Origin of the sequence: Corynebacterium kroppenstedtii DSM 44385 (assembly GCF_000023145.1) — a bacterium.
GTDB classification, from domain to species: Bacteria; Actinomycetota; Actinomycetes; order Mycobacteriales; family Mycobacteriaceae; genus Corynebacterium; species Corynebacterium kroppenstedtii.
The window spans coordinates 2,301,850-2,328,289 of the sequence record NC_012704.1; the positions used below are offsets into that span (position 1 = coordinate 2,301,850).

19 protein-coding genes and 1 pseudogene are annotated in these 26,440 nt (G+C 56.9%); 7 read left to right on the plus strand and 13 right to left on the minus strand.

The features are described from left to right. Positions 1 to 149: 149 nt before the first annotated feature. Positions 150 to 1,007, plus strand: coding sequence for a 3-hydroxyacyl-CoA dehydrogenase (locus tag CKROP_RS09730; RefSeq protein WP_012732574.1), 858 nt, complete (start codon positions 150 to 152; stop codon positions 1,005 to 1,007). Between the two features lie 164 nt (positions 1,008 to 1,171). Here CKROP_RS09730 and CKROP_RS09735 read toward each other — a convergent pair whose 3' ends face one another. Then, positions 1,172 to 2,851, minus strand: coding sequence for an AMP-binding protein (locus CKROP_RS09735; RefSeq protein WP_012732575.1), 1,680 nt, complete (start codon positions 2,849 to 2,851; stop codon positions 1,172 to 1,174). A gap of 309 nt (positions 2,852 to 3,160) precedes the next feature. Then, positions 3,161 to 4,222, minus strand: a complete 1,062-nt coding sequence (locus tag CKROP_RS09740) for a GDSL-type esterase/lipase family protein (protein ID WP_012732576.1) — start codon at positions 4,220 to 4,222, stop codon at positions 3,161 to 3,163. A gap of 620 nt (positions 4,223 to 4,842) precedes the next feature. On the opposite strand from CKROP_RS09740, the gene CKROP_RS09745 reads away from it, so the two are divergent. Together CKROP_RS09745 and CKROP_RS10925 are read left to right on the plus strand one after the other, a co-directional pair. Further along, positions 4,843 to 6,618, plus strand: coding sequence for an oleate hydratase (locus CKROP_RS09745; RefSeq protein ID WP_012732577.1), 1,776 nt, complete (start codon positions 4,843 to 4,845; stop codon positions 6,616 to 6,618). 152 nt (positions 6,619 to 6,770) lie between these two features. After that, positions 6,771 to 7,646, plus strand: a complete 876-nt coding sequence (locus CKROP_RS10925; RefSeq protein WP_052292423.1) for a GDSL-type esterase/lipase family protein — start codon at positions 6,771 to 6,773, stop codon at positions 7,644 to 7,646. Positions 7,647 to 7,956: 310 nt separating this feature from the next. Here CKROP_RS10925 and CKROP_RS09755 read toward each other — a convergent pair whose 3' ends face one another. After that, the gene (locus CKROP_RS09755; RefSeq protein WP_012732579.1) at positions 7,957 to 9,033 is read right to left on the minus strand and encodes an NADP-dependent oxidoreductase; all 1,077 of its coding nucleotides are present in this window, start codon (positions 9,031 to 9,033) and stop codon (positions 7,957 to 7,959) included. Between the two features lie 507 nt (positions 9,034 to 9,540). On the opposite strand from CKROP_RS09755, the gene CKROP_RS09760 reads away from it, so the two are divergent. Together CKROP_RS09760 and CKROP_RS09765 are read left to right on the plus strand one after the other, a co-directional pair. Then, positions 9,541 to 10,956, plus strand: coding sequence for a family 1 glycosylhydrolase (locus tag CKROP_RS09760; protein ID WP_012732580.1), 1,416 nt, complete (start codon positions 9,541 to 9,543; stop codon positions 10,954 to 10,956). A gap of 120 nt (positions 10,957 to 11,076) precedes the next feature. Beyond that, the gene (locus CKROP_RS09765; protein ID WP_012732581.1) at positions 11,077 to 12,033 is read left to right on the plus strand and encodes an esterase/lipase family protein; all 957 of its coding nucleotides are present in this window, start codon (positions 11,077 to 11,079) and stop codon (positions 12,031 to 12,033) included. Here the strand turns inward: CKROP_RS09765 and CKROP_RS09770 are convergent. The 3 genes from CKROP_RS09770 to CKROP_RS09780 all read right to left on the minus strand — a co-directional run bounded on the left by CKROP_RS09770 (position 12,028) and on the right by CKROP_RS09780 (position 15,966). Beyond that, a complete protein-coding gene (locus CKROP_RS09770) occupies positions 12,028 to 12,309 on the minus strand; it encodes a hypothetical protein (protein WP_148209690.1) in 282 nt (93 codons plus the stop codon). The genes CKROP_RS09765 and CKROP_RS09770 overlap by 6 nt on opposite strands. A gap of 177 nt (positions 12,310 to 12,486) precedes the next feature. After that, positions 12,487 to 15,483, minus strand: coding sequence for a type I DNA topoisomerase (gene topA, locus CKROP_RS09775; protein WP_041628935.1), 2,997 nt, complete (start codon positions 15,481 to 15,483; stop codon positions 12,487 to 12,489). A 279-nt stretch (positions 15,484 to 15,762) separates the two neighbouring features. Beyond that, positions 15,763 to 15,966 (minus strand): cold-shock protein, encoded by a 204-nt coding sequence (locus CKROP_RS09780; protein ID WP_012732584.1) that lies wholly within the window; start codon positions 15,964 to 15,966, stop codon positions 15,763 to 15,765. Positions 15,967 to 16,298: 332 nt separating this feature from the next. Here CKROP_RS09780 and CKROP_RS10930 point away from each other — a divergent pair, with 332 nt between their 5' ends. Together CKROP_RS10930 and CKROP_RS09790 are read left to right on the plus strand one after the other, a co-directional pair. Next, positions 16,299 to 18,131: an alpha/beta fold hydrolase gene (locus CKROP_RS10930; protein WP_052292424.1), complete on the plus strand. Its 1,833-nt coding sequence runs from the start codon at positions 16,299 to 16,301 to the stop codon at positions 18,129 to 18,131. Between the two features lie 75 nt (positions 18,132 to 18,206). Beyond that, positions 18,207 to 20,648: a DEAD/DEAH box helicase gene (locus CKROP_RS09790; protein ID WP_012732586.1), complete on the plus strand. Its 2,442-nt coding sequence runs from the start codon at positions 18,207 to 18,209 to the stop codon at positions 20,646 to 20,648. Positions 20,649 to 20,695: 47 nt separating this feature from the next. On the opposite strand, the gene CKROP_RS09795 is transcribed toward CKROP_RS09790, so the two are convergent. The 7 genes and pseudogenes from CKROP_RS09795 to ssd form a co-directional block, all read right to left on the minus strand. Continuing rightward, positions 20,696 to 21,223 carry an Rv3654c family TadE-like protein gene (locus CKROP_RS09795; RefSeq protein WP_041628936.1) on the minus strand — a complete coding sequence of 176 codons (528 nt, stop codon included), beginning with the start codon at positions 21,221 to 21,223 and terminating at the stop codon, positions 20,696 to 20,698. A 102-nt stretch (positions 21,224 to 21,325) separates the two neighbouring features. Next, positions 21,326 to 21,805 carry a TadE family type IV pilus minor pilin gene (locus CKROP_RS10935; RefSeq protein WP_052292425.1) on the minus strand — a complete coding sequence of 160 codons (480 nt, stop codon included), beginning with the start codon at positions 21,803 to 21,805 and terminating at the stop codon, positions 21,326 to 21,328. Continuing rightward, complete coding sequence (locus tag CKROP_RS11780; RefSeq protein ID WP_012732589.1) at positions 21,802 to 22,149, minus strand: DUF4244 domain-containing protein; 348 nt, start codon at positions 22,147 to 22,149, stop codon at positions 21,802 to 21,804. Before CKROP_RS11780 ends, CKROP_RS10935 begins: the two co-directional genes overlap by 4 nt. A gap of 200 nt (positions 22,150 to 22,349) precedes the next feature. Further along, positions 22,350 to 22,826, minus strand: a complete 477-nt coding sequence (locus CKROP_RS09810) for a type II secretion system F family protein (RefSeq protein ID WP_012732590.1) — start codon at positions 22,824 to 22,826, stop codon at positions 22,350 to 22,352. After that, a complete protein-coding gene (locus CKROP_RS10940; protein ID WP_012732591.1) occupies positions 22,823 to 23,473 on the minus strand; it encodes a type II secretion system F family protein in 651 nt (216 codons plus the stop codon). The genes CKROP_RS09810 and CKROP_RS10940 overlap by 4 nt, the downstream gene beginning before the upstream one ends. Beyond that, the gene (locus CKROP_RS11935) at positions 23,470 to 24,645 is read right to left on the minus strand and encodes a TadA family conjugal transfer-associated ATPase (protein WP_041629654.1); all 1,176 of its coding nucleotides are present in this window, start codon (positions 24,643 to 24,645) and stop codon (positions 23,470 to 23,472) included. The genes CKROP_RS10940 and CKROP_RS11935 overlap by 4 nt, the downstream gene beginning before the upstream one ends. A 282-nt stretch (positions 24,646 to 24,927) precedes the next feature. Beyond that, positions 24,928 to 25,944, minus strand: a pseudogene (gene ssd / locus CKROP_RS11940) (septum site-determining protein Ssd); the annotation flags it as partial. Positions 25,945 to 26,440 lie beyond the last annotated feature (496 nt).

The following is a 26,440-nucleotide window of genomic DNA, read 5'->3' on the forward strand; positions in this document are numbered from 1 at the left end:
ACGGCGTTAATTAAACAGTCATCCAAGTACCCTCACCGTAGAATATCCACTACAACATATCGTGGGAGAGAGGGCGCCATCGATAAACAAAATCACCTCTAATTTTAAAAATACTCTTCATAGATCAAAATCCTGCACGGAAGGAAATCATGTCGATAAAACGAATCCTTATCGCGGGTGGCGGCACACTCGGAACCCAGTCTGCCCTACAGTTCGCACTAAACGGAAAAAAAGTTACTGTCTACACCCACAGCGCAGAAGCAATTGACCGAACAAAAACACGCCTCGGCCGTTTCGCTGAGGTATATAAGACACAAACTGATTATGAGACATCGGATGTTGATAAAGCACTTGGTAATATCGAATGCGTAGACGATATCGAAACTGCAGTCTCGGATACAGATCTAGTATTCGAATGTCTACCCGAGGATAAGGAAATAAAGCGTGGGTTCTTTACGGGAATACAGAAAGGCCTAAGTCCAGCCACGATTGTGGCAACAAATTCATCTACTTTCCTCCCTAGTTATTTCACGGATTGTTTCAATGATCCGTCTATCTTCGTCGCAGTTCACCTGGCAAATGAGATATGGACCCGTAATGTGGCAGAGATAATGCCTCATGCCGATACATCTGACGATACACTTGCAGAGGTGGAAACTTTCGCTAAAGAAGTAGGCTTAAAACCCATTCGGTTGAACCGTGAACACCCCGGTTATCTATTAAACTCCGTCCTAATTCCTTTCATCCGCTCAGGTCTGGCCTTAGCTGCAGAGGGAGTTGCCAAACCAGAGTCAGTTGACACGGTATGGGAGACAGTTATGAACTCCGAAGGGCCGTTTCATACTATTGACATAATTGGACTTAGAACCGTTTACGCTGTGTTGTCGGCAGAAGCGAAACATGACGTTCCTGGTTCCAAGGAACTAGCAAGCTTCATTTTTAAAAATTACCTCGAGAAAGGTCGTCTCGGGGTCGAGAACGGAAAAGGCTTTTACGACTACAGCTAACCAGCTACCCCCACTATCCTATAGCGAAACTTAGTCGCTCAGTCTTCTTCCCTATCTGATTTTAGCAAGGCCCCAGTATATTTTGCGATCAAAAAGACGTTAAGCCCCCCACGGTTTTGGTATCCGTGGGGGCAAGTTTGAGCTTTAGCCTCTAGGTTCTTAAGCTAATCAGTGTACAGCTCGCCATAGTGAGGAAGTTCACGCTTAATCACTTTCCCAGTCGGAGAATAGGTGAATTCATTAACAAAGACGACATCCCGAGGAACATGAGCTTTCGTTAAATCTTTCTCAACCCACTTACGTATCTGCTCAGCAGTGACGTCAGAGTCAGAGTTCTCATCTCTAACTATGAATGCACGTAAAGCTTGTCCAGTCTTCTTATCTTCCCCCGCGTGGACATGAACATCCGCCACACCGTTCATTTTGATGAGAGATTCCTCAATCTCAATCGGATATATTTTTTCTCCATACTGAGTAATCACGAGGTCATCTGCACGTCCGTATACATAGAGTCGGCCGTCTTTCACCATTCCTCGGTCGTTCATCGGCCAGTAACCATTTAGCTCCGGGATCTCAATAGACGGATCGGTGTATCCAGCAAACAGATCAAAACAGGATATCGCAACAAGTCCTTCCCGTCCTTCAGGAAGCTCGTTACCATCCTCGTCAAAGATTTTGACAACACAGCCGGGGTAAATCTTACCCGTCAATTCTGGATCTTTAACCAGATCAGCAGCAGGTGCGACAGCAACAGCTGAGGTCTCGCTGCTACCGTACATCGAATACAGGACCGGTCCGAATTTTTCGGCTGATTTCTTAATTTCATAGAGGATGAGCGGACTACCTGAATTAGTAATAATTTTAAGACCTTCATAGCGGTCTATTCCGTTTTCATCCATGTAAGCGATAACTTCGCGGATGCGGGTTGCCGCAGATACCCACATTGTAACCCTATATTTTTGGAGGTCGTTTATAACTTGTTCTCCAGAAAAGTGGCGACGGGCTACGACTGTAGATTGAGTAAAGAAGGCGAACCCCATGTACGCCCAGCCATAGGCATGAAAGAGAACGGCGGTTAGGAGTACTGTCATCCCACGTTCAAGCGGCATAGCGTCAGCAACCGATGCGAATCCTTGAGGGGAATTGAGCGGCCGACGAACAACGCCCTTCGGTGTGCCGGTCGTACCAGACGTCATCACGACGTGCATTCCCTTATGCGGTTTGTCGGGGAGCCTATCACCAACAGGCGCAGAATCGATTATTCCTTGCAAGGTTGGAAATTCTTTTTCCCCTTCAGATTCGAGATGCGCGAGAACAATCTGTCGCTTCCTTGCTTCTTCAGTGATGACGTCTAGGAATTCTTCATCGACTATCAAAATGTCAATATCGTGGAACTCCAAATACTCTTCAATTTGTCGGGCTGAGGCATTGGCGTTAATCATGAAGATGTTATAACCAGCCATCTGGCGAGCACTTAACGGAAGAATAGCTCCTCTCCCGTTTAAAGCTAATACCGCGACATTCGCGTTGTCGCCTATCCCGCGTGCGCGAAGCGCCTTGGCAAGTCGTTGAGTCTGGTCATATAGCTCTTTGTAGGTTAATTGGCCGTCATCATCAATCAAGGCCAACCGGTCTGGGACTTGTCTCGCTCCCCGAGCGATGATGAAGCCTTCAAGCCCACCCCAACGCTTCAGATTTTTTATATCTGCTTTGATATCTCCAAAACCTTGAGTTACAGCGAACTTCTTTTCCTTCGACCTCTTTAGCAACAACATGAGCTGCTTAAAGATTTCCTGACGAGAAAGTACGCGGTCAACTCGGGTTTCAAACGTGTATTTGGGCATAGAAGGTCCCCTCATGGATCGAGAAGATTAGATTTGATCAAAAAACTAATCTTCTGGCACAAAATTGGCGCCACCGCCCGATAGGATGTGGCGCCAATTAAGAATAGACGCACTTAACGTCGTCGCACATTATTACCGTTGCGACATAGCTTCCAAGATCGCGGGAGCAGTCGCGTTGTAGGTGTCTAGAACCCACGTAACGAAGTTATCAAAGTTAGCGGAGGCAGAGTTGAAAAAATCATTCACCGGTTGGAACGTAGCTTCGTACCCCGCGGGCAGGTGAGTGAAAAATAGCACTATTTCCTCTTTCTATTTCCTGAACTCATTAGCGGCGAAGCCACCAATTGCATTGACACCCTGGTCTGTTAAGTGCAATGACAAGTTGAAATCACCGGTCGTGTTATCAAGCAACACACCTCCGACCCAGCGATCCTGAGGCGATGCACATTCCCCATGTCCCTTCGAGAAGGTACGAGTGTCAATGTAGCCAACACCGTGACGTTGCGCAGCTTCCTGCATCCACTTATTGGAGTTAATTTCTCCTTGGGTATCCCAGTAGACCGGGAAGGCGTAACTGATATCCCACTTGTTATCTTGGCCTCGCCCATCACCGATGTGATAGAGGCACTGCCAACCACCAGGGCGATCTTCGGTTATTTCGTGATATCCGACGAACTTGATATTCGCATTCGGCGCATGCTCTTTAACCTTCGCTACGATCGGGTCGATAGCACGCTCAAAATCAGTTTTCTGCGTGGTTGTCCCAAGACGTTCAGCAATTGCCTGGTCCGGGAGATTCTCACCGCTCAGTTTCTGATAATTGTTGTAGACATCGTTATACCCGCCCTGGATGGCTACGTACTTTGTACCTGGATTGAGAGCACCATCAGCAATGGCATGATCAACTTGATCCATCAACTGATTTCCAGGCCGAGGGGTATAGACAGTAGCCGCGGCACACGAGTAGTCGTTAAGGGGTACTCCGAGTTGGGCAGCCATCTCTTTCGGCAGACTTGGCGTTCCCTGCGCACATCCCCGCGGATTAATGTTCGGGTCTGTACTTACCAACCGCTGCAAGAACTGGTTGTCCGGGTTTGAGGAGGCCGCCGAATTCAAAGCCGCGTCCCCTACCTTCGGGTTCGCAAAGATGGAGTCACCAATCGCAACCAAGTTTCCAGGCTGAACATTTTCAGGAGCTTTGCCCGGAATTGCCTGGTCGACATTCAAAGCTGCTTGAAGATCAACCGTCGGCAACTCGCGGCCGTCGCTACTAAAAGGGCCTGCTGAAACTAAACTTCCTGCACCAACCAAAACTGCACATCCCACAACTGGGGCAGCAATCTTAGCAAGAGTACGAGCTTTTTTGCTCATCTATACCGTCCTCGTTACTAACTTCCTAGGCGGGTTCCTGCCGGTGACCAAACCTGACGGTCGCCTGTGAATTCGCTTCGTTTTGAATGATTGTTACACAGCAACAAGAACAAAGCCAACGCTACCCCGCGATAGCACAAAGGCTTCCCACGGGAGCCCCCCACATAAGTATTGACCCTCACCACAAGATGTGCACCAGCAAATTCGCCGGGGGCTGCAGATAAACTACACATCTCCCAAAGGTCTAGAAGCTTTTAGCAGCAAACACGGGGGTGATTCTTATCACACAAGTCAGTTAAGCTTCAACGGCTCAAATCCACTCGAGCGGAAGCCAAACCTACTTATAAAAGTATTATCTTGCCCCCGAGGTCGTCCCAACTGGTCAACGCACTTCTCACACAGTTACCGAAAACTTGAGAGCCACACAGCGAATATTAAAACCCCCAGAGGAGGGCACTGCCAGAGAGCGGATTTGGTGGGCGGTTACACACACTTGTCACCTAGTATGTAACAGTTTTCGCTTTACTACCTATTAACCTTCTGGTTGGATTTCGAACACACATAGCTTTTCCAAAACTTAGCGATTACATCGGAGCAAAGACTCCACCGGAAGGATACAGATGAGCATTTATCAGTCCACGTACCCCACGGATCAGTTTGGCAACCGTTTCGTCCAAAATGACATGGGCAAGTACATCGAAACGCGGCCTGAAGTGTCTAGCGACATCAAAGACCGCAAGGCCTACTTCGTCGGCAGTGGAATCGGTAACCTGATTGCTGCCGGTTACCTGCTTCGCGATGGGCAAATGCCAGGGGAGAACATCACTTTCCTGGAACAGCTCGATGTTGCTGGTGGCTCCTTCGACGGTGCGGGCAATAACCAGGAGGGTTTCATTGCTCGCGGTGGTCGTGAAATGGGCCAGCACTTCGAGTGTTTCTGGGACATCATGAAAGACGTGCCGGCTATTGAGATGCCTGCTCCTCACACCGTGTTGGATGAGTTCAATAAGGTCAACGAAGAAGATCCAAACATTTCCAACTGTCGGATCATTAGCAACCAGGCGCAAACCCGGCTGAAAAACCCCAAGCTGGAGCTGAGCAAGAAAGCTCAATTGCAGATCGTCAAGCTGCTGCTCGCTAAAGAAGAAGACACCTACTACAAGACAATCGAAGACTGGTTCGGGAAAGATTTCCTCGAGTCCAACTTCTACACCTTGTGGCGGTCCATGTTCGCCTTCCAGGACTACCAGTCACTGACAGAAATGAAGCGATACTTCCACCGCTTCTTGCAGTACCTGCCAGGCTTCAGCGACTTCAGCTGCCTCCGGTTCTCGAAGTACAACCAGTTCACCAGCTTCATTGAGCCCCTTCGCAACTTCCTGAAGGAAAAAGGCGTGAAGTTCCAATACGGAACCTGTGTCAAGGACCTCGATATCGACGTCAAAGGAAGCAGTTTCACCGTCACCGGTATTGTCACGAATAAGGAGACAATCCCGACGCGGTCTCAAGACATCGTGATCGTCACCAATGGTTCGCTAACAGAGTCCACTGGCTACGGCGACATGAACACGGTGCCCGAGTTTAAGAAGACCCCGGGGCCGGCATGGAGTCTGTGGAAGAACATTGCCGAGAAGGCGCCAAACTGTGGCCGCCCGGAACGGTTCTGCTCGGACCCAGAATCTACTGTGTGGGAATCGATCAGCTTCAACTTCTACGACGGCTACGACAACCCGTTTACTCAGAAGCTTAAGGAACTTACTCACCGCGATGTCTTTAATGGGCGAGCAGTGACGGCTGGGATCATCACGGCACAGGATTCACCCTGGTTGTGCTCTCTTACCGTTCACCGTCAGCCCCAATTCCCCGGCCAACAGGACGGACTGTGTGTCGCATGGGCATATGGCCTCCATTGGTGGAAGAAGGGCACCGTAACCGGCAAGCCCATGCTGGAATGCACGGGTGAGGAAATTCTCCGCGAGTTCTGCTACCACTTTGGCGTTGTCGACGTGGAGAAAACCATCAAACACACCAAGGTTCGTCTGGCCGTGATGCCGTACATCACGTCTGAGTTTGTCCCGCGTGGTGCGGGAGACCGGCCTGATCCTGTGCCGGCTGGGTCCACCAACCTGGGCTTCACTGGTCAGTTTGTTGAGACGCCGGATGACTGCGTGTTCACCACCGAGGGCTCAGCACGCACAGGCCAAATGGCAGTCTACGGATTGTTGAACCTCAAGCGCGATATCCCGCCGATCTACCCGGTGCAATACGATATCCGCGCCCTGCTCCATTCAGCTTCCGCGATGAACGACGGGAAACTGCCAGGCGAAAAGCTCTTGCGAAAGTTCTTAAAGAACACCTACTACGAGAACATCATTCCGAAAGGCTCCAGCCACTAGTTCAATTAATTCGAAACCCAGTCCGAGTAACACTGCCCGGTCTGGGTTTCAACGTGCTTACTTTTGAACACTTATTTCCCGTAAAATAAACGATTTGATACACATGAGTTAATTTTCTTGATGTATCAGCCATTTTCGGAAGGCATTCTCGGATGAAAATCAGTTCCCTTGCAAAGTCGATCCCAACTTGGATAGCTGGGCTCAGCCTCGTCACCGGCGTTGGAGTGACAACCGCTATGAGCATCACAAGTGCTCGGGCTGATGATCCGGGAAACTATGTCAGTTTCGGCGATTCGTTGGCTGCCAATCCGAACATGATCCAAATTATGGCCGGACATAATCCTGCATTAGCGGGGGTCTTCAAGACCCCGCCAGTTCCTGACGGCTACTGCGCGACTGGGGAAGATAACTTTGCCAACCGGGTAGCACATGACACCGGTTCTTCAGTACATAATTACGCCTGCTCGGGCGCTCCGGGAGCTCTTCCACACCCGTTTAATTTCCAGTCACAGGTAGATCATGCTGAACGAGATCACTCACTAACTAGTGACACACGGCTCGTCACCATTATTTTCGGTATGAACGACACCTATCAGGACCCCGACGTGGCGAAAACACCTGAGCAGCGGGAAGCTACATTTTTGCAGGGAATGTCGTCCCAAATCGCAAGAGTACATTCGCTAGCACCAAACGCGAAGGTCGTAGTAGTCGGTTACCCGGATCTGACGGATGGGCAGAGCAACCTTTGTCCCATTAATTTCGCGGGCAATGTTTCTCGTGTTCACGTCGATGGGCTTGATCAAACCCAAGCCAACGTAAGAGAATCTCAGAGAAAATTAGCTCAGGACAATGAAGCTATATTCTTGGATATGTCTGCCAGCATCAATGCACAAAACAATAACAACAGCTGTGGTACTGGTGAACGGTTAGCAGCTGCAGACATAGATGAACAAGCACATAACTTATGGGGTCATCTCACTGCGGCGGGGAACCAGTACTATGCGGATAGGATAAAAGAGATTCTCTAGCTTTCTCTCGACCGCATATACGAAATTGTCGGGTTACTCTCGTTTCTCGGAGAGTAACCCGACAATTTGTTTGTAAGAACCCACATCTTGTAAGTAGCTTAAGCAGGCCTGTATAGACACCTTTTCCTAGAAAATTCCCTCTCGTTTCTCCGCGCAATCGACATAGACAGAAGCTTCTAGTTCGGCTACCGTCCAGCAAAATTCAGGACCTATCGGTGTGGCCGAAGATAACTGATCAGCCCCACCACGTATCTACAGAACCTATCCGCTTCTAGGGATCCTCACTCACGACTTACCCCAGGCAAGATCACTAGCCCTGGATATCCACTACCACCTTGCCGCGGATGCCATTGCCCGACATGTTCTCGAGCTCATGCGGGATATCGACGTAATTAATTATGCGGCCCACCAATGGTTTCAGCACGCCGTCCTCGCAGAGCTTCGCGAGGTGCGCCAACTGGCCACCGGACGGGTGCATCAGCAGGAACTCGTACCGCACGCCGGCCTTCTCCGCCGCGCGTCGCGTCGATAAGCTAATAGCACCAAAGAGCAGGCGGAGCGCAGGATTCAACTCCTGCTCCCGAGCCAACTGCGGCGTCGGATCCGTTGAGATCCCCACAACGATGCCACCCGGCTTCGTGACCGAGATTGAGCGCTTGAGCTGGGGCCCACCAATCGGATCAAACACCACATCGAGGTCGCTCACGTGTTCCTCGAAACGCTGCGTCCGGTAATCAATGACCTCGTCCGCGCCCAAAGAGCGAACGAAATCCGCATTCTTGCCCGACACCGTCGCAATGACATAGGCGCCCAAATGGTGCGCCATCTGGACAGCCAAGCTGCCCACCCCGCCCGAACCAGCGTGGATGAGAACGCGATCCCCTGGCTTGAGCTCGGCTTTCTCCGTCAGCGCCTGCCACGCCGTCAAGCCGACCAACGGCAGGCTCGCGGCATCGGTGAACGACATCCCCTGAGGCGCCAACGCCACCGTGTCCTCGTGGGTAGCGAAGAACGGCGCGAACGCACCCAACCGATCCGACTGAGCGCGGAAGAACACAAGATCCCCCGGCTTAAAGCGCGTGACCTCGGAGCCGACCTGGCTCACGATGCCAGCACCATCGCTCCCGGGGATCAACGGAAACTCGAAGGACATCAAGGCACGCATCTGCCCATCCAAGATCTTCTGATCAACCGGGTTGAGTGATGCTGCCCGAACGTTAATCACCACGTCATGCGGATCCGGCTGCGGAACCGGCATATTTTTCTGCGTCAGCTGCTTGCCGTAACCAGTGGCGACCCAGACGTCGTGCATGACGTCGGAGTCGGGGGTATTGGGGGCGGGGGTATTAGAGTCGGGAATCTTCGAATTATTAACAGAATCGTTCATTCCTCCACCATAGACACAGAAGCGGCGAGCGCGGTGTGGTAGAGCTGGCGGCAGCAACGCGATAGAACGGGTGACACGTGACTATCCCCACAACACAGATGGCGGGAAACACGATGCCCTGCTACGACGTGTTCCTGGACATCAATGTAAGCAAGTACTCTCGCTTGGCCTACGCGATGGACACTTGGTGGACACCTGATGCCCTCCTTTGTTCAGTGGGGAGGAAGGTAACAGAAAAGAGAAACACCACGAACTGTCCATAAAGTTAACACCAGATCAAGACTGAACACTGCACACTAACACTACACATAACACTCATCATGTGTAGTGTTCATGTGGTATGTATGTGTAGTGTTACGCCAAAATCAGTAGTGGTGGAGCGTGTTAGCGGGGGATGCCTGCGAATTCTTGGAGGGCCTGTTTGCGACACCGCCACGTGACTATTCCCACAACACGAACACACAACATGCACCACCAAAAGTGAGCCAAAACAGATAATCTGAAACCATGTTCTCTGGTTTTTACGGCTCCCCCGTTTCACGCAGGCGATTCCTCACCACAACAGCTGCCGCAGTCCTCGCGGCCGGGACACTCGCCGGCACCACGCTCGTCACCGGAAGCGGCACAGCAGCCGCCGGAGACGCACCGCACCCCAAGACATTCCTCCGCACCGGGCAGCCCGGTGAACAGGGCCTCTTCCACTGGGGCGTCGCCACCTCTGGTTTCCAGGTCGAAGGCGACAATCGCGACAGCAACTGGAGCCGCTACGCCACCGATCCGAAGGATCCCGACGTGGACCCCGTCGGCAATGCTGCAGACTTCCGCCACCGCTACAAGGAAGACATCGCCAACGCAGCGTCGCTCGGTGTTAACACGTTCCGGTTCGGCGTCGAGTGGGCGCGCATCGAGCCGCACCCCGGGCAGTTCGACCAAAAAGAAATCGCGTACTACGACGACGTCGTCAAGGAAATCCGGTCCCATGGCATGGTGCCCATGATCACCATGATGCACTACGTCTACCCCGGGTGGGTCGAAGATAACGGCGGCATTACCAGCGACTATGCCGCGGAGCACTTCCAGGAATACGCCAACTTCATCACGGACCGGTGGGGTGGCAATGACACCATGTGGATCACGCTCAACGAGCCGTTCGTGTTCTTCGGGCACGACGTCGAGATCGGCATTGCGCAGGCCACTGACCTGCCGAAATACCTTGACACCATCGTCCGGCTAAACAAGATCGGGCACGACGCGGCACACAAGGCCGATCCGAAGGCCCAGACAGGCACGAACTACGCATTCCTGCCGACTATCGCCCCCGTGCAGCGCGAAATCCTGCAGAAACGCGTCGAGCCCGACGTCGACTTTGTCGGGATCGACTTCTACTACAGCGTGTCCGCCTCGAACCTCAGCGCGATTAACGCCGCATTCGGGGACTTCGCCAAGGTCACCCCGGAACCCGAGGGCATTTACTACGCGCTCCACCAGTACCACGAACTGTTCCCGACGAAACCGCTGTACATCGTGGAAAACGGTATGCCCACCGACAACGGCGCACCACGGCCCGACGGGTACGAACGCGGGGACTACCTGCACGACACCGTGTACTGGCTCCAGCGCGCCAAGGCCGACGGCATCCCGCTCATCGGATACAACCACTGGTCGCTCGTCGACAATTACGAGTGGGGCGATTACAGCTCGCGGTTCGGGCTGTGGACCATCAACATCAAGGACGATCCCACGCTGAAGCGCACGCCGACGCCGGCCATCGATACGTACCGGGACATCATCGCCAACGACGGAGTTCGGCCCGACGCGAAGCTCAACCACGGGCCGTCCGTGTGCTCCTTCGACGCGCTCCCCTCGTCATGCACCAAGCCTGCCGACCCGAATGGGCCGCGGGAACCGCTACTAGCTAAATAACCGCCGGCCAGGTGTTGACCCTGGCTGCGTCGGCTTGTGCCGCGCTGCCTGGCCATCTCGAACTGAGTCGCACCGGCCGAGCCTCCCATCCTCCCTGTTTCCTGAAAGCGACAAACTCCCATGTCACTCACGCATGCCCTTGCGACCAGTGTCGCAGGCGTATTCGCCGCAGCGGTGATCGCTGCATCGCCAGCACCAGCGTTCGCTGGTGACGCGCAGACCACAACGCCAGAACCGTCCCACTACCTGGGCAGCGCGCCCACCGTCGAAAAGTTCGACTGGGGGAACGACCCCACCTGTGTACCTGCGCCCGAGAACCCCAACCCCGTCGTCCTCGTCCCGGGAACGTGGGCCGGAGCGCACGATATGGCCCCGCTGGGAACGTACCTGCACGACCGCGGTTACTGCGTCTACTCCCTCACCTACGGCATAGATAACAGCTCGATCAGCGGAAAAGCCATGAAAATTAAGGGCGCGATCACTTCGCACCCCGCCGGTGGGCTGGGAGACATGTACGCCTCCACCGACCAGCTACACGACTTCGTGCACAATGTCGCGACCAATACCGACGCGGGAGCGGCCGCCGGGAAAGTCGATGTTGTCGCCCACTCACAAGGTGGGGCTATAACCCGCATGATGCTTAACGAATACGGGGCCGAGGAGGTCTCGCACGTCGTCACCCTGTCCGGGACCAACCACGGAACGACGGAACTCGGTGTTTCTGCTCTCCAGCCGAACCGCGACCCGCTGCTGAGCACCGCGGGCAACAACATTCTGGGTACAGCTCCGTTGCAGCAAGTGACCGACTCTGATGTCGTTGCGCACCTGAACAGCATTCCGGACACCGAGCCCGGGGTCGATTACACAGTTATTGCCACCGAAACGGACATCGCGTCCACCCCGCCAAAAGCCGGGTATCTCACCGCCGGACCCGGGGCGACCGTGCAGAACGTCATGATCCAAGACGTCTGCCACGTCGGCCTCTACTACAGCCACGACGACATGCGGGACAAAGCCCCAAGCCACGAACTTGTCGATCACGCGCTCTCTGGGCGCGCCGTGCAGTGCACGTCATAGAGACTTCACCATGTCGTTAGCGTTGGTTAGCGTCAGCCGCGGGTAACGCTCCCGCAGGGCTTTCACCGCTGCGACATGGTCTTTTTCATCCCGTACCTTGGTGATATGCGCGATATCGTCGGCGGTGAGGTCAGGTTTGAAGTCTGGGTCGGTGCCCCCAGCTGGCGCCAGAAAATCCGCTAATGCGTAGCAGACAAGGCACGCCGAGCTCAGATACACGCACCACGCGGTAACGGACGTCCAGCTATCAGCGTCCGACAAAATTACGCAATTCATGAGGAAAATAAAAAAGATGAAAAAGAAATCCGACGTGCGGTGCCTCATGAAAATATCCTCTCTGGCCGGCAGCACAGGTGCAACACCACACTAAACATGGGTGTCCCACCCAAATTAGCTATCAATAGCTAGAAAAGATCGCGTCACCGGAAAGATCGGCATCTGAAAAGGACGAACCTACGACTTCACCGTTTTCTTCGCAGGCGATTTCTTCGACGTCTTCTTAGAAGCCTTAGAGGTGGACTTCCGGCCCGACTTCTTCGTCGACTTCCTCGTGCCTTTCTTCGAGGACTTCTTCTTCGCACCGCCATTAGCCGCTTCCTTGGCGCGACGCTCCGACAATAACTCACATGCCCGAGCATCCGTCATGGCCTCCGGAGTATCACCACGGCGCAAGCTCGCGTTGGTCTCACCATCCGTCACATAGGGGCCAAAACGCCCCTCCTTGACGGTCATTGGCTTGCCCGACACGTCATTGTCGCCCAGCTGCTTCAGCGGAGGCTTCGCCGCAGCACGCCCACGGCGCTTCGGCTCGGCGTAAATGCGACGCGCCTCGTCGAGAGTAATAGTGAAAATCTGCTCCTCATTAGCCAATGAACGCGAATCCGTCCCCTTCTTCAGGTACGGACCATACCGGCCATTCTGAGCCGTAATAACCTCACCGTCCGACGGATCCACACCGACTTCGCGGGGCAAACTCATCAGCTTCAAAGCCTCATCCAACGTCACCGTCGAGGGCTCCATGCCGCTAAACAACGACGCCGTCTTCGGCTTCAGCATCTCCGTGACCAGCTCGTTGACGCGCTTCTCGCGTTTCTTCGCCGCCGTTTTCGTCTCACGGTTCAGCGGCTTCTTGCCCTCCGCCTTGCGGGCCTCATCATCGGCATCCCACTCGGCGTCGACGGTCTCCAAGGCTTTTGCCTCAGCCTTCTCGCGCTCATCGTCACGAACAAGCTCCGTGACGTACGGGCCATAACGCCCCTCTTTCGCCACAACCATCCGGCCGTTGGCGGGGTTCTCTCCCAGCTCACGGCCCGTCGGTGGCGTCGCCAAGAGTTTCTCCGCCAAGGCAAGGTCCAGCTCATCCGGGGTCACCGTGTCGGGCAAGTTCGCGCGTTGAGGCTCGTCGCTGCCCGCGGGCGTGCGCTCCAGGTACGGCCCGTAGCGGCCGACGCGCACGACAATCGGGTTGCCGTCCTCGTCGTCGAACATGTGAAGCGAGTTCACCGCGCGGGCATCGATGGTCTCCAGGTTGCCGCCGACAAGGTGCTTCAAGCCACCCAGGCGGGCGATCGTCTCCGCCTTCGCGCTCGACGCACCGTCGTCACCATAATAAAAGCCCTCTAACCAGTGCGAACGATCCTCGGAACCGTTCGCGATGGAGTCCAGCACATCCTCCATCGACGAGGTGAAATCGTAATCAATCAGCGAACCGAAGTTCTGCTCAAGGAGCCCGACGACAGCGAACGCCACCCACGACGGCACCAACGCATTGCCGCGCGAATACACATAGCCGCGATCCTGGATTGTCTTAATAATCGACGCATACGTCGACGGGCGGCCAATGCCCAAGTCCTCCATCTTCTTCACCAAGCTCGCCTCAGTGTAGCGAGCCGGCGGAGTGGTCGAGTGGCCATCAGCCTCAATATCGGTCGCGGTCAGGCCCTGGCCCTCGGTCAGAACCGGCAACCGCTTCTCCGCGTCGTCGGCAACATTGCGGCCATCGGCAGTGCGGGAGACCTCCACGTAGGCCTTCAAAAAGCCGGGGAAGGTAATGGTGCGGCCCGTCGCCGTGAAGACACAATCGCGGCCATCCGTAGACTCGCCCGCCACGAACACCTTCATCGACGTGCCTTTCGCGTCGGCCATTTGCGACGCGACCGTCCGCTGCCAAATCAGCTCATAGAGCTTGAATTCCTCCGCGTCCAGCTGGCCACCCAACTGGCCCGGAGTGGCAAACGACTCGCCGGCAGGGCGGATAGCCTCGTGCGCCTCCTGCGAGTTCTTGACCTTACGGGAATACTGACGCGGGGCACTTGCCACGTACTTCGCGCCGTACAGCTCCCTAGCCTGCGCACGAGCAGCATTAATGCCCGACTCCGACAATGTCGTCGAGTCCGTACGCATATACGTAATGTGGCCGTTCTCATACAACCGCTGCGCGATGCGCATTGTCCGCTCAGAGGTGTAATGCAGCTTGCGGCCGGCCTCCTGCTGGAGCGTCGACGTCATAAACGGAGGATACGGGCGACGCGTGTATGGCTTCTCCTCGACGGACCGCACCGACATCGCCGCACCGGACAGCTGGTCAGCCAGGTCCTTGGCGGCTTTTTCGTCGAGAGCGACGGCCTTCGACTTCAGCTGGCCGTCGTCGTTAAAGTCCCGGCCCTGGGCGACGCGCTGACCATCGATTTCCGCCAGCCGAGCGGGGAAGGAGCGCGGCTCACCCGACGCGGTGTCGGCGCCCGCAGTGGAGGAACCCGGCGTACTAGCGTCGGCACCCGAACGAAGAGCAAACGTACCCGTCAAATCCCAATAATCGGCGGAGGTAAACGCGATACGATCCCGCTCACGCTCCACAATGACGCGCGTAGCCACCGACTGCACGCGGCCGGCGGACAGGCGCGGCATGACCTTCTTCCACAACACCGGCGAGATCTCGTACCCATACAACCGGTCCAGCACACGGCGAGTTTCCTGAGCATTGACCAGATTCTGATCCAGCTCACGGGTATGCTTTGCCGCTTCCAGAATCGCCGGCTTCGTGATCTCATGGAACACCATGCGGCGCACCGGCACCTTGGGCTTCAACACCTGCAGAAGGTGCCACGCAATAGCCTCGCCCTCGCGGTCGGGGTCTGTGGCCAGGTACAGCTCATCAACCTGCTTCAGCTTGGCTTTGAGGTCCGCGACTTTTTTCTTTTTGTCCTGGTTAACCACATAAAGGGGAGCGAAATCGTTCTCGACGTCGACACCCAACCGCGCCCACGGTTTCTTCTTATACTTCGCGGGCACATCGGCTGCACCCCTCGGCAGGTCGCGGATATGGCCCACGGAGGCCTCCACGATGTAATCCGAACCAAGGTACGGCTGTATCTTTCGAGCCTTCGTCGCCGACTCCACAATGACCAGCCGTTTCACACCGTCTCCTTCGGCGCTACCAGATGCTGCCACGTTGGGTTCTCGCCTTCCCTTCACACAAGCCCATCACAATGCTCCGAACCAAAGCTAGGCCACATACTCACCATGAGCTGACCACGATCGCAACTGGGCGTTTCCGTGCCACCTTAGACCATGCACTATAGACAAACGCAAAATTACATATGCAAACCACGTAAAGGGGGTAAAAAAGCCCTTCCACCGATGACAACCAGTGGAAGGGCTGATTTTTATAGTCGACATCGCACGCCATCAGTCATGGCAGTGATCCGGTGAGGACTTACTAGTGAGTTCTTAGAGAGCGCGAACGTGCTGAGCCTGAGGGCCCTTAGCACCTTCACCAATCTCGAACTCGACCTTCTGATTTTCCTCCAAGGTGCGGAAGCCGCTTCCCTGGATCTCCGTGTAGTGGACGAAGACGTCCTGCGAGCCGTCTTCCGGAGCGATGAAGCCGAAGCCCTTCTCCGCGTTGAACCACTTCACAGTTCCCTGTGCCATACCTTGTACCCAATTTCTATCGTGCAGCAAAACGACAACCAAACTCAACGATTATCGTCGAAGACCAAGCGTACTCGATCTATTTCAATGCAGCCACGTGTGGCTAGCCGGGGTCATACTTGCCGACGAAATAGGCAGGTCAGTGGGTAAGCGTTCTGTTCATTGGTGACGCATCTGCCCGCAACCCCTCCCCATTGACCATTATTTTTACTATGCTCATAGGCGCTTAATGTAGCCATACTGAGTAATTGGCGCTGAGTACGTTGGCCTGGCGCTGTTTGGCTCGATTTCAAATGGCTTGGCTCTCTCCCCATCCACCCGAAAGCTCCCCTATGACAACACACCGCAGCCCGTACGCACGCTTTAACCAGCGACGGTCCACGCACCGGAAACCTGGTTTTCCTGGTTTTTCCGGCTTTTCCGGCAGCGTCCCTTCCAAAACAATCGCCGCCACTGTCATGGCCGCGACGCTCATTCTTTCCGCACCTGGCCTTGCGCACGCTGGCCCGTACCCGCACCCCACGCCGCAGGATTCTGCAACCGCGCCGACTGTGCCGTCGGATGGAGCGTCGGATACGGCGAAGCCCGAGGACAATCCCGCAGCTCAAAAGCTGAAGTGGGGGCCGTGCCCGCCCGGCAGCATGACAGTTGAGCGAGCACAATGCGCCACCATTACCGTCCCCAAGGACTACGCCTATCCCGACGTCGGAAATATTGAGCTCACCATGAGCAAGATCCCGGCCAAGGGGACCAAGAAGGGCACGATCGCGGGGAATATCGGCGGGCCTGGGCTTGACGCGCTCGCGATGTTCACTGACAAGGCACCGCAAAACAAGAGTGCCGAGCATATTCAGATGCCTACCGACGTGCTCGAGCATTACGACCTGGTTGCCGTCGAACCACGAGGGCTGACTTTTGGTACGCCACTCGAATGTGACGAAGGGCTACTGGAATCACTCGTTCCCGGCGGGAGCAATCTGTACCGGGCATGTCAGCGTACGCAGCCCGGGTATGTCGATACCATCACCACTGAAAGCACGGCGCGTGACCTGGAGGAAGCGCGGAAAGCCCTGGGCGAAGACAAGCTCAATCTTTACGGGGTGTCCTACGGGGGCCTTCTCATGGCGACCTACGCCACACTGTTCCCCGAGCACACCAACAAAATGGTGCTCGATTCCAGCATGTCGCCTAATGACGCGTGGTTCGGGCTCGGTGGGAGCCGCATCAAAATCCGAAAAGAAGCGATGAACGCTTTCTTCGATTGGATTGCTCAGAATGACGATAAATATCACTTAGGAAAGACGCCTCGCGAAGTGTACAAATCTTTCACTCGGGTGATTAAAGCGACATATAACGTGACTCCTCCGCTGACGCCGCCGCCAGCTAACCGCGACGACGTCAGCGCCGTGCCCGACGACTACGCCGACAGTGCCGTCAAACTGTTGAGTGCCGTCGACTATGTCTACTGGAGATCACACACATTCACTGAGTCTTTTGACCTTCTGAAGCGCTTCGGCGCTCAGCAAGCACTTTCTCCGCTGGGTGAAGCTCTCTATTCCCAGCAATCGTGGCCCGATACCGCGGCTGCAATTGCAGAAAGCGCTTCCTCAGACCCCATCAGGCCGCTCGATGAAATCTTGGTGGAGAAGGAAAAGGAGCGAACACCTGAGCTGGCCAAGTTAGAGGAAATGGCCAAGAAGAAGGCAGAAGAGGCAGATAACTCGGATTCAGATGAAAGTGATGCTGAGGATGAGATGCTAAAGAACATCTTTATGCAGCAAATCCAAATGGGGTTGGTGAACCAAACCATTATGTGCAATGAAAATGCCAACCCTCCGGCTCGGAGCGAATATATTCCTTCGCTGATTAACCAGTACACGGGTGGAGATCAATTCGTTGCCGTCGACCAAATGATCGCCAGCGGACAAGAATGCGACGGGTGGCCCCATAACAAACCGATCATGAAGGTCAATGGGGATAAATTGGCCGTCAAGCCGCTCAACCTGGGCTACGACAAGGACACGGCGGTGACACCTCACGGCGCTCCCGAGATGCGTGACGCCATGGGCGGCACTTTGCACACCTTCAAGGGCTACAGCCACGGTGTTCTTGGCGGCAACGCGGCCGACGCGGCGGACATCGTATCCGAGTATTTCAAAGACTAGAATTCAGCCTTTAGCCCTAGGCATTGTCTTTGGATTAGTTGGTCGACAAATTACTCTGCGGGTGGTTTCTTCTCGGTGACACAATTGGCACACTCTAACAGTTTCGGCGATGAACTCCTGGAGAGTATCCGGGCGACGTTCCCTCGCTCCGAGATCCTGCACACCGAGACGCTTCCAGCGCGTAAGGGGCGGCACGGGGAGTGGCCGTCGTGGCTACCCCTGGATTTCCACGATCACCTTGTTGACCAGGGCATTGCGCGGCCGTGGGTCCACCAGGTGCGTGTCGCTAATGCTCTGTGGGAGGGGCATGACACGGTGGTGGCCACGGGGACCTCGTCGGGAAAGTCTCTGGGCTACCAGATGCCGATTCTGACCACTCTTGCTGAGGAAAAGAACGCGACTGCCCTGTATTTGACGCCCACGAAGGCGCTTGCGAATGATCAGCTGGCTCATGTGGCGGGGATGACGCGCGAGGTTGGTTCGCTCCGCGGTGTCAGTATCGGTGGGTATGACGGCGATACTCCGCCAGAGGCCCGGCGCGCTATTCGCGATAGTGTGCAGTGGGTTTTCACTAATCCGGATATGATGCAACTGTCGGTGCTGGGTGCTCACGCTCGATGGGGGCGTTTGTTGCGCAACCTGCGGTACATCGTTGTGGATGAGTGCCATGCGTATCGCGGGATGTTTGGTGCCCATGTTTCTCTTTTTTTGCGACGTCTTGACCGCCTGGCCAGGGCGTATGGCGCTTCTCCGGTGTTTGTGATGGCTAGCGCGACGGCGTCGCGGCCGGCGGTTCATGCGTCTCGGCTGTGTGGTCATGATGCTGATGATTTCGTGGAGGTCACTGACGACGCTTCTCCCGCCGGAGAGCGGACGGTGGTGTTGTGGGAGCCGAGTTTCCTCCCCGACATGGAGGGCGAACATGGAGCACCCGTGCGCAAACCCGCGACCCAAGAGGCTGCGGATGTGATGGCGAATCTTGTTGCGCAAGGTGCTCGGACCTTGACGTTTGTGCGGTCGCGTCGGTCGGCTGAGACAGTCGCTGCCCGCGCGTCGGAGGCCCTTGGGCGGTTGGGACGCCCTGAGGATGCCGCGAGGATTGCGGCTTATCGTGCTGGTTATCTTGCGGAGGACCGCCGGAAGCTGGAGCACGATTTGGACAATGGAAAGCTGCTGGGGGTTGCGACCACCAATGCGTTGGAGCTCGGGGTGGACATTGGTGGCTTGGATTCTGTTGTGGCCTGCGGTTATCCGGGGACGATTGCGTCGTTTTGGCAACAGGCGGGCCGCGCTGGGCGTCGCGGGCAAGGGTCGCTGGTCACACTAATTGCTCGCGATGAGCCGATGGATACGTATCTTGTTCATCATCCGGAGGTTTTGTTGGGGTCGCCGGTGGAGCAAACGGTGTTTAACCCGCACAACCCGTATGTGATGGTGCCTCATTTGTATTGCGCTGCGGTGGAACGCCCGCTGACCGATGAGGAAATTGACCAGTGGGGTGCCTGGTCGAGTGCCGAGTATTTACGCGACGCTGGCCTGTTGCGCCGGCGACAACGCGGTTGGTTTGCGGTAGAGAGGCCAATTGAGGCAATGGGCGCACCGGATGATGCTGAGAACCGTGGAGTTGAGGCAGCTGGGTTGGGTGCGCTTCTTCCTCCCGATATTTCCCCGGTTAACGCGCATTCGGTGGTGAGTATTCGCGGCGACGATGGCGGTGACGTCGCCATTGTGGAGGGCGACACCGGCCGGCTGGTGGGCATGATCGATCAGGGCCGTGCCATGAGCCAGACGCACACCGGCGCTGTGTACCTACACCAGGGCGATAGTTATGTCGTCGATGATCTCAGTGTGGACGATGGCCTGGCTCTGGTTCACCGCGAGGCTCCCGCGTGGACAACCTGGGCTCGGGAGAACACCGACATTAGCGTCCTTTCTACTCTTTCTTCCCACGAGTTGGGCGATGGCGTGTGGTTGGCCTTTGTGGAGGTTGAGGTCACTCACCAGGTTGTCGACTACATGCGACGGATGCCCAGTGGTGAGGTCCTCGACGTCGTATCCCTTGATCTGCCGGAACAAACACTGACGACGACGGCCGTCGCGTACACGGTGGAGCCCTCCACCCTTCGCCGGTGGGGTGTGGAGGAACGGGACTGGCCGGGCTCGCTGCATGCGGCTGAGCACGCCGCCATCGGAATGTTGCCTTTGATCGCGACGTGCGACCGGTGGGACATCGGCGGCGTGTCCACTGCGCTGCACCAAGACACAGGCTTGCCGACGGTGTTCGTGTACGACGGCTACCCGGGCGGAGCGGGTTTCGCCGAGTGCGGGTACCGACGCTTCCACGAGTGGATTACAGCAACAGCGGAGGCTGTCGCCCATTGCGAATGTGAAAATGGGTGTCCTTCCTGCGTTCAGTCGCCCAAATGTGGGAATGGGAATGAGCCGTTGGATAAGGCCGGCGCTGTGCGGGTGCTCCGAGGATTGGAGTCGCTGGGGCGTGAGGCTCTGGAGGCCTGAGCCCCTGTAGCCATGAGCGTGCGAGCGCCAGCCTGCGAGCGTCCTATTTATGCAGGCCCGGCGCGTGCGCTCGCGGTGGCCGTGAATGGTGAGTGTGGTCCCGATACCTCGACGGACACGATAACGTCTTCGTCCTCAAACGTGCATGAGCGCAGCGAGGCGCTATTTTCCGTGGCAACCTGCTGGGCCAACGCACACGCCGTGGACGACTCTGGCGGTGTGCTCGTCACAGTTGAGAACTCCCGTGTTGTACTCGCCGATGAGAACTCTGGCGACGCGTTCACCGTGGACGACATTGGTGCCGCATTTTCCAGGCCAGGATCCGGCACCGCGTTTCCCGGATCCGCGTTTATAGGCGCCGTGGTGGCAATGACGTGGTCACCATCGGCAATAGTTTCTTGTAGTGCGTACGCCGCCGCGAGTGCGGACAAATCCGCTGCCCTATCCGCTTTTCGGGAGTCAACTACTTTAGACCCAACGGCGACCAGCGTCCCGAAAACACCGATGATTACTGTGCACACCACCGCTCCCACCACGGTCATCGACCCCCGGCACCAGAATTCACTTCCGCCCACGTTACGTTCCCCCTCCATTTTGTGCCTGTCGTTAAGGCGCTAGCTATTCGCACCCACGTATCCCGTGCGCCCACTGATCGTGATCAGTCGGACTTAACCGGATTAGCCGGCGTCACCAGAGCTTCCGATGTTCTCTTCGTTCACGGCCACCGACGTCGACTCCGCATCTTTCAGTGGGTTCTTCACTGTGACCGTTACTTTCACGAAGCCGGGCTGACCTCCCGCGCCTGGTGTCGTCGCCACCGTCATGGTCGAGTTTTTCACTGCGCTAGCCAGGTGTTGTTCGACTTCAGAGCGGTTTTCTCCTCGTGCGATGGCTCGCGCCGCATTTGCCGACGCCTCCGTTGCCGCCACCTGATTCGCCACGGCCATGACCCCCACGATGACCATTCCCACGACGACGAGCACCATGGAGATCGCGAACGCAGCTTCGATAGTGACGCTTCCCCTCGCCCACCACGACGCCGTGGCGTCGGGTTGAGGAGCGTCGGAATCAGCGTCGTTGTTCTCCACGGGGCACGGGCCAGGAGAGACCGGCATGGTGTCGTCGGTTAACCGTGAACTTATCGATGCCCGGTTCACTTCTTTTTGCTGTTCAGAGCATCTTCGATAATTCCCTTGAGTGCATTTTCTACCTCGCCACCTGAGACGATGACGTAGAGCAGCCCGGCAAAGGCGGCCGCAGCCACGCACACCAAGGCGTATTCCAAGGTGGCCATGCCACGCTCGTTAAACAGCGCCGCGCGGGCTCGATCCCACCACCTCATGGGCGAGGGCTCGGACGTGTTCTTGTTATCCGAGATAGAAATGTCATCCGAAGGAGAATCGACGGATCGTGAGGAGAGCTGAACGTCAGTGGCCTCTGATGTGTGCTGCTCAGCAATCTGGTTGGTGGATACTGCGTGGGTAGGTACTGCACAAGTCATGATGAGTCCTTTCGAAAAGATGGCGGATGACAGGCCACACACCAACAGTGAGGCCTAAAACGCCAGGTCAATGGATATGGAGAAATAAAACTTGATTGAGAAATAACCTCGAAAAATAAAAAAGAGGCACATAGACCGAATGGAATGCTGCGGTGGACCGCGGCCACCCATCGGCCTCTGGATCGTGATGGTTACCGTCGTCATGACAACCCCGATAACAGTCCGATAGCAATAGGAACTAACCCCACCGCTATAAAGGCCGGAAGGAAACAGAAGCTCAACGGCAGCGCCACATACACGCTGGCTTTCTCGGCCTCCGCTACCGCCTGGTCCGTCGCCCGATGCCGCATATGCATCGACAACGCCCCGATATCGGCCGCTAACTGGGCACCCGAGCGTGCACTCCGACGCGCACGTCGAGCAAAATCTCCTAACACCTCGTTCTCGGCGCACAATGCCCACGCGATGTCGGAATCCACCCCCATCGCCAACCGGTTCGCCGTGCCCTTCCAGACGTCAACAAATTGGGACCCACCACTATCGGCAACCGCTCCCACCGCTGCGCCTACCGGAAGGCCACACGACAAACACGCTTTCACCAGATCCAAATCGGCGGCCGCGTTCAACATGGCCCCCGCACGCCCCACGCTCCCGACGTTCTTCTTCGCCGTAGTCACACCGCCACCGCCTTCGCCATCAGCGCGCGGGACCACTCCAGCCCCACGACCTCTAGAACAACCCCGACCAGGAGCAACAGCCCACCGAGCTGCGTCGTCAATAAAAAATGAATGGAGCCCGCACCCATGGACTGGCCCATTGCCACTCCGACGAGGGGCAGAAACATCAGCACGCGGGTCGACGCTCGTGGGCCCGCCAGCGATGCCTCGGTGCGCTCCTGGTGATGGAGCTTCGCCTGGAGATCTGCCGCCGTGGCCTGCATGACCTCCGCTAAAGGCACGCCAGTGCGGTGCGACACCAACCATGCTCGGGCGATCGCCTGCCGCCCGACTTGCTCGGGCTCGCTGGACCACGTGCTCAGAGGAGCGCAAGGAGCGCCCAACCAGGCACAATGGTTCACCATCGTTCGAAGCTCGCGCGCGACCTGGCCTTCCATGTCGTCAGCCCCGTCCATTTCGTCGGCAACGTGACGAACCGCCACCAAGGGGCTTGCACCGGCCAGTAGTTCACTCGCGATCATGCTGCTGGCCTGCGCCCACTGAGCTATTACTTGGCGTTGATTAATGCGAACCTGCTTATCGCTGCGGGCTCGTTGAGCCTCCACCACCGCGATCACACACGACAGCGGCACACCGACCGGGATCATCGCGCACCACCTCGCACGACGCGCTCCCACAATGGCCATGCATCGGTGCGGCCACCATCCGCCGTCCACACCATCACCACTCCGGACGATGAAATGCCTGGATACAGCGGTTGTTCGTCGTTCCCCTTCCCGTCGGTTAAGGACGAATTCATCCCGACCGACGGCACTACTCCCACACTCGCGAGGCGACGCGACGAGGCCCGCTCAACGTGGACAACGACCCGAATCGCAGCACGGAATTGAGTCCTCACCGACTCCGGAGACATCCCCGCCATTGCGCCCAGGGCCTCGCAGCGCGCCGGGATTTCCTCCGGTCCGTTCGCGTGAATAGTTCCGCAGCCGCCGTCGTGACCAGTGTTTAAGGCCGCAAAAAGCTCCTGGATCTCGGCGCCACGGATCTCGCCCACCACGATCCGATCCGGCCTCATCCGCAACGTCTGCTTGACCACATTGCGTAACGTGATCTCCCCCTGGCCTTCCACATTGGGCGATGTCGTCGTCAACGCGACAACATGCGGATGCCGGGGATGCAGCTCACGAGTGTCCTCCACGCACACGATCCGCTCGTCCGGCGACACCTCCGCAAGCAGGGCGGACAGCAGCGTCGTCTTGCCCGCGCCCGTCCCACCAGAGACCACAAACGCCTGACGGCTGCGCACCAACGAGCGCAACTCGTCAGCCATTTCGGGCGGCACGCTGCCACTGCGAACAAGATCATCAAGGCTGGTCGACGCCGTCCCCAGCACGCGCAACGACAAACACGGGTACTCGACGACAGGCGGTAGCACAGCGTGAACACGAACACTCCCGCCGGCAGAGTCGCGTCGATAAAAACCGTCCGCATATGGCGACGCGTCATCCAAGCGATGCCCACATGCAGCAGCTAACCGAACGGCTGTCGCCCGCACGTGGTCGTCGTCGCGGAAGGGAGAATCCACCCGACACAAACCGGCTGGGCCATCAACCCACACTTCCGAAGCCCCATTGACCAGCACGTCAGTCACATCCGGCAGATCCAGCAGCGGCTCCACGGGTCCGGCACCGTGGATCTCTTCACGAATCCGACGAACTTCTTGCACGACGCCCGACATCCCGATGCCGGGATATTCCGCCCGTACCGCTGCGGCAATTGCCGACGTGGACGTATCGCCATTGCCCTGCGCAAGCCTCATGCGGATTCGGTCGCTCACTGCCCCCGCTTGCGCCGGGCCCCCTGCCTGCGCCTGGGTTACTGCCGGCGCCGAAGCGTCGTCGGTATGGGCGGTCGAATTATCAGTGCCCGAATGACACGCCTGCACAAAACTCCGAACCCTGCTCATGCTGCTAGCTCCCCCCATGCTCGCGGCACGGCTCTGAGCACTGCTCATGGCGCACTCGTCGACCGGCAACGATGGCATGCTGTTCTTTATGTAGCCGTCCGCGATCTCACGTAACCCGGACACCATGCGCGCGAAACTCGACCGCCCACACAGCCGAAGGCCCGATTCCTCGATTTCCTTCGCGATCTTTTTCTCGGACGTGAACTCAGCCACCACCGGCATCGACGTCACGGATTCAACGTCTTTGGCCCCAACCGACGAGACCGCCTCATGCTTCACCACAGCCACCGGGTCCGCACCGCCCTGGCGCGCCGCCCTCGACCACCGCACCGCACCGCCTAAACCACGCAATGTCGCAGGAACGACTACAAAAACGCAATCGCAGCCAGTGAAGCCCGATGCCTCCCACCACATCGCCCCCGACACATCAACCACCACCGATAAGCCCTCACGAGCGAGCGAACCGGCCACCCGCTGCACCAATGCCCCTCGCTGATTCCACTCCACGGCCGTCGGAGTACCGCGCCCCACCGACAACACACCCACGCCCTCTGGGGTCGCGGGGATATTCGCCGCCACCGCACGCCCGTCAACCCCACCGTTTTCCCACCCTCGCACGCTCACGTCACCCCACCTCATGCCCGGCTCACTTTCCACGCCGAGGAGGACATCGTCCGCGCCGGACACACAATTCGCGTCCACCACCACAGACCCACGCCCTGATCGAGCCCATGACAACGCCAGACCGGCCGCAACAGTGCTCCCACCTGCGCCACCGACAGCAGAAACGACCGCTATGCAACCGCCCGATACAGCACCTCGGGAGCATCGCGTCGACAATGCTTCCACCAAGTCGCCCGACCGTGCAGGCAACACCATGACGTCCTCGGCACCCACCTGGACCCCGCGCTCCCAAGGCGGAGTGCCCGCGCACACCACGAACATGCCGCGCCGGGGAGGGAGCGATAATAACGACACCTCGTCCAGGCCCCCGCAATCGGCCACCACGGCGTCGGCACTGCGCCACCGGGACGCCAACGCTGCATCCATCAGACCGTCGATAAGCGAAAATCCCAGAACAGCCGCACATTGTTCGACTTCTGATAACAAGTGGGGGTCCGCCACCAGGGACACAATTTCTTTCGAGGACATGGCGCCATCGTGGCAAAAACCGGCGGCAGATCGTGCCGAAAAAGTGGCGGCACATCGGCCTCATTGTGGATAAAAAAAGTTATCCACAGGTTTCAGGCGCACACAACAGAGCACCGGTTCAACTTGGAACAGTGGCCTTTAGGGATGCCGAGCAACCGCCTACAGATATAGAGCGACGGCCCGCATCAGGGGGGATCGATGCGGGCCGTCTTACCCGGCTCGGGGGGATGGCCGGGGCGGGCCACGCTCCTCACCCTTCAAGGGAGGGGGCCCTGCGCCAACAATTTTGGCACATCAAAGGCGCAGAATGCAACACCCTTTCTAAATACCCCCGCTCTGATGCGGAAAATCGCGCTCACCACTGACAATGCCCCCGTTTACCCTCCACCCGGACATGAAGAAAACAATGGCCACCCCTGTCTGGAAATTCGTCCCCACAGCCGTCGAATTAAACAATGCCCGTTTCCTCAGTCACTATTGCCGTAATCCACCCCCG

Coding starts and splice junctions, on each gene's coding strand:
- CKROP_RS09730 (WP_012732574.1), top strand. CDS start 150: ATGTCGATAAAACGAATCCTTATCGCGGGTGGCGGCACACTCGGAACC.
- CKROP_RS09735 (WP_012732575.1), bottom strand. CDS start 2,851: ATGCCCAAATACACGTTTGAAACCCGAGTTGACCGCGTACTTTCTCGT.
- CKROP_RS09740 (WP_012732576.1), bottom strand. CDS start 4,222: ATGAGCAAAAAAGCTCGTACTCTTGCTAAGATTGCTGCCCCAGTTGTG.
- CKROP_RS09745 (WP_012732577.1), top strand. CDS start 4,843: ATGAGCATTTATCAGTCCACGTACCCCACGGATCAGTTTGGCAACCGT.
- CKROP_RS10925 (WP_052292423.1), top strand. CDS start 6,771: ATGAAAATCAGTTCCCTTGCAAAGTCGATCCCAACTTGGATAGCTGGG.
- CKROP_RS09755 (WP_012732579.1), bottom strand. CDS start 9,033: ATGAACGATTCTGTTAATAATTCGAAGATTCCCGACTCTAATACCCCC.
- CKROP_RS09760 (WP_012732580.1), top strand. CDS start 9,541: ATGTTCTCTGGTTTTTACGGCTCCCCCGTTTCACGCAGGCGATTCCTC.
- CKROP_RS09765 (WP_012732581.1), top strand. CDS start 11,077: ATGTCACTCACGCATGCCCTTGCGACCAGTGTCGCAGGCGTATTCGCC.
- CKROP_RS09770 (WP_148209690.1), bottom strand. CDS start 12,309: ATGAATTGCGTAATTTTGTCGGACGCTGATAGCTGGACGTCCGTTACC.
- CKROP_RS09780 (WP_012732584.1), bottom strand. CDS start 15,966: ATGGCACAGGGAACTGTGAAGTGGTTCAACGCGGAGAAGGGCTTCGGC.
- CKROP_RS10930 (WP_052292424.1), top strand. CDS start 16,299: ATGACAACACACCGCAGCCCGTACGCACGCTTTAACCAGCGACGGTCC.
- CKROP_RS11780 (WP_012732589.1), bottom strand. CDS start 22,149: ATGACTTGTGCAGTACCTACCCACGCAGTATCCACCAACCAGATTGCT.
- CKROP_RS10940 (WP_012732591.1), bottom strand. CDS start 23,473: ATGATCCCGGTCGGTGTGCCGCTGTCGTGTGTGATCGCGGTGGTGGAG.
- CKROP_RS11935 (WP_041629654.1), bottom strand. CDS start 24,645: ATGAGGCTTGCGCAGGGCAATGGCGATACGTCCACGTCGGCAATTGCC.